General features: G+C 57.4%; 5 protein-coding genes. 4 read left to right on the top strand and 1 reads right to left on the bottom strand.

The features are described from left to right. Positions 1-323 precede the first annotated feature (323 nt). Both cysC and ACP7D4_RS27790 read left to right on the top strand, forming a co-directional pair. Positions 324-929 carry an adenylyl-sulfate kinase gene (cysC, locus tag ACP7D4_RS27785; RefSeq protein ID WP_426107832.1) on the top strand — a complete coding sequence of 202 codons (606 nt, stop codon included), beginning with the start codon at positions 324-326 and terminating at the stop codon, positions 927-929. 119 nt (positions 930-1,048) lie between these two features. Then, a complete protein-coding gene (locus ACP7D4_RS27790) occupies positions 1,049-1,432 on the top strand; it encodes a hypothetical protein (RefSeq protein WP_426212656.1) in 384 nt (127 codons plus the stop codon). On the opposite strand, the gene ACP7D4_RS27795 is transcribed toward ACP7D4_RS27790, so the two are convergent. Beyond that, complete coding sequence (locus ACP7D4_RS27795) at positions 1,416-1,832, bottom strand: hypothetical protein (protein WP_426107834.1); 417 nt, start codon at positions 1,830-1,832, stop codon at positions 1,416-1,418. The genes ACP7D4_RS27790 and ACP7D4_RS27795 overlap by 17 nt on opposite strands. 140 nt (positions 1,833-1,972) lie before the next feature. Here ACP7D4_RS27795 and ACP7D4_RS27800 point away from each other — a divergent pair, with 140 nt between their 5' ends. Both ACP7D4_RS27800 and ACP7D4_RS27805 read left to right on the top strand, forming a co-directional pair. After that, positions 1,973-2,143 (top strand): hypothetical protein, encoded by a 171-nt coding sequence (locus ACP7D4_RS27800; protein WP_426107835.1) that lies wholly within the window; start codon positions 1,973-1,975, stop codon positions 2,141-2,143. Between the two features lie 343 nt (positions 2,144-2,486). Then, complete coding sequence (locus tag ACP7D4_RS27805; protein ID WP_426212658.1) at positions 2,487-2,942, top strand: hypothetical protein; 456 nt, start codon at positions 2,487-2,489, stop codon at positions 2,940-2,942. Positions 2,943-3,212: the final 270 nt, after the last annotated feature.

Consider the following 3,212-nt stretch of genomic DNA (forward strand, 5'->3'; position numbering starts at 1 on the left):
CCCCACGCTGCGCTTCCGTCAACTCAACTTTCATCGCTACACGCATGATTTCCCCTCCATATGACAAGGATACATGCATATATATAATAAGTCTTATTATTTATGACGCACTACACTAGATGATTGTGCGCTTCGCCGTACCCAAGCCCGTAGAGGGTGCGCGTAATGGCCGCGCGCCTGCATGCACCTTGGCGCGGCAATTGTGTAACATGGACGGCGATGGCCTGTCCCGCCCGGCCAATGTTCGAAAGGAAAACGATGCGAGTCCCCCCAACGCCGGTGCATGCCGGCCACGCACGGCGCGTCGGCGCGCGGGTCTGCCATTGATCGCGCAGATCGCCGCGCGCGATGCGCAGGGCTGGCTGACGCCGGCGCCGGCGCCCGACCAGGCCGGGCGCGCCGCGCTCAAGCGGCAGCAACCCGGCTGCCTGTGGCTGACCGGACTGTCCGGTTCCGGCAAGTCGACCATCGGCGCGCTGGTGGCGGCGCAGCTGCATGCCGCCGGCCGCCATACCTATATGCTCGACGGCGACGCGCTGCGCTGTGGACTCAACGCCGACCTCGGCTTCAGCGTGGCCGACCGGGTCGAGAGCATCCGCCGCACGGCGCAGGTGGCGCGGCTGATGACCGACGCCGGCCTGATCGTGATCGTCTCTCTGATCAGTCCGTTTCGCGCGGAGCGCGCGCTTGCCCGCAGCCTGTTCGCGGCCGGGCAGTTCCGCGAAGTGTTTGTCGATGCGCCGCTCGACGAATGCATCCGGCGCGACCCCAAGGGCCTGTACAAGCGGGCCCTGGCCGGTGAGCTGGCCAGCTTTACCGGGATCGATAGCCCTTACGAGGCGCCGCTGGCGCCCGAAGTGCATTTGCGTACGGCGCAGGCTAGTGAGCAGTCGTGCGCGCAGACGCTGCTTGCTGCTTTCACGAAATAACTTGATCGAACGCGTGTCAAGCGCGCGTGTGGATTGATGCGTTAAGTTTTCGGCCACATACTTCGCCCAGCTTGTGTCAATCCTGACACGCACTTCACCTAATCCTTCCAAGGAAAACCATGGCACCGCTCACGACGCCGACACGCTCGATGGAATTCAGCTGGGGCGCATCAATGATGGGCGGATGTGTGGCGATTGCGGGCGGAGCGTTCTTTGGTACGCTGCTCGCCACTGTGTCGATGCGCCTGTCAATGGCAAGCGGGCTCTCGGCAGATCAGGCGCTGGCCACAGCGGCGGTATATGAAATTTCGCCGTTGACAATTTTGGGGCCGCTCCTGGCCTTGTTATCGGAGGGCGCCGGCGGATATGTGGCGGCAAAGTTGGGCGGTGCCAAAGCGCGTACTCAAGCGCTGGCAGCAAGCTTTCTTCCCGTTCTGTTCCTCGCCATCATGTACGTCAATCCAGGCAGTCAGTTCGGGCTCGCGCCTACACATAGTCTTTGACGAAATCAAAGTATGCACGCGGTCCGAAGACAGAATGACGAATCACCGATTTCCTGATCTTGTTGATTACGCCAATAAAGTCCTTCAGTGTCAGTTCGCCCGCATTCCCGATGCTGTCGACACCAAGGTTGACCACGTGCGCGACGATGCCATCGATGGCGGGGTGGCGAAGCACCATTTCGTTCTTGGCGAAGCCAAATTTTTGCTTCAATGCGATTATTGAATTGTCGAGTCCGATGATGCATAGCGCATCGGTCAGTTCGGGAATCAGGTGGTATTGAGCGCTGAGGCCAGTTTCGATTGCGTGGCACAGCAAGAGTTCGCGGTCCGAATCCATTTGAATTTTCTGTTCATTTTCGTTGGGTACCACCGGTACAGGGTGGGGCAGGGCATTACGCATTGCAATGATAGCCTATTGAAAGGGCAGTGGAGCGCGTCGAGCGCGTCCCGCAAACAAAGACACTGCCCGAGGGGCGCGCCTTATTTGTTCATGGTGGTCCGCGCGGAGTACGTTGCCATTGTCCTCCTACGGCTTGCCTTTTGCTGTACACCGACAAAAAGGACGAGTACGTCATCATGGGGCAGATTTTCAACGCCAAGACGGCGCAGAACCTGACCAAGGAGCGGCTCGAAGAGATCAATAGAATCAAGTTCTCGACCTGCCCGCCGAGCACGCACTCAAGACCGTCAAGGGCGACGGCAAGCGTGTGATCGCCATTTGGACGCTCGATCTTGCTCGATTGCTTTTGCCTGGAAGATGACGGAATAGACCGGACAGAGTTTTTAGTTCAGCAACAATAAAAGCCACCCGAAGGTGGCTTTTATTGTTCTTGGTGGCTCGGGGCGCAATCGAACCACCGACACAAGGATTTTCAAGCCGCTGCTTTCGCAACTGATCTGCCGGAGCTGGGAAATATCACTCGCGCCTCGCTTTACCCGGTGCTGATTGAAAAGCCCTGACCAGGAGAGTGCTGTTAAAATTTGTGATAGCCTGCCGATGTCCACTTACCGGAGTACCCAAATCCTGCGTTTTTTAGTCACAGCGGCCACGCGTATGCCAAAGCTCACGATCGCTGCGGCCTTATTAGTGTTGGCAGCTTTGGTCGGCACGATGACCTACACCGGTTACCTTGTCATCGGGGTGTTGGCCGATCAGCTCGGCACAGGTCGGGTCATCGCAGGACTGCTTCTTGGCGGTCTTTTTGCAAGATTTCCTTGGATAACTCAAGGTAAGTTGCGCATCGTTGGTCTACTACCTGTCCCTGTCCGTCGCCCACTCATCGTGAGCTTACTCGCACTGTGCTTGTTGAGCTTCCTGTCGCGAGGCGACTACGTGCCCGCAGTGTTTGCAGGGCTTTCTGCGGCGTTTCTGCTCACATTCCCTTGGCTGAGGCGAGCTGTATTCGGTCGAATGAAATCGTCATTCTTCAAATTCGCATCTGACCAAAACAGTCCAACAAGCGCCCATGACACGGTGATTGAGGGTGAGTTTAGGGAAAAGAAAGACTGAACGTGAATCGGCACGAGTTTGCCACGTTCGCCCGCGTCTGGCGACGCGCACCAGAGTGCTAAGATATTTCGCACCACTTAACTTCACTTCGCAGGGGCACCATGTTCATAAGCACATACGGGTTTGAGCTAGCGACTGCGTGGGGACATACTTGTTGACGCTGATCGAATATTGACCCACCCTGCTGATTGAAATTTGACCCAGGGGCGGGCGCTGCGTTTGATGCTAGCAGCTGTGGATAAGTATACCAAATAGCAAGGGGAATTGGCG

The sequence above is a fragment of the Massilia sp. TWP1-3-3 genome, assembly GCF_049897805.1.
Taxonomy (GTDB): Bacteria; Pseudomonadota; Gammaproteobacteria; order Burkholderiales; family Burkholderiaceae_D; genus Telluria_A.

Excerpts from the sequence above, each read along its gene's own strand:
- ACP7D4_RS27790 (WP_426212656.1), top strand. The coding sequence starts at position 1,049 with ATGGCACCGCTCACGACGCCGACACGCTCGATGGAATTCAGCTGGGGC.
- ACP7D4_RS27795 (WP_426107834.1), bottom strand. The coding sequence starts at position 1,832 with ATGCGTAATGCCCTGCCCCACCCTGTACCGGTGGTACCCAACGAAAAT.
- ACP7D4_RS27805 (WP_426212658.1), top strand. The coding sequence starts at position 2,487 with ATGCCAAAGCTCACGATCGCTGCGGCCTTATTAGTGTTGGCAGCTTTG.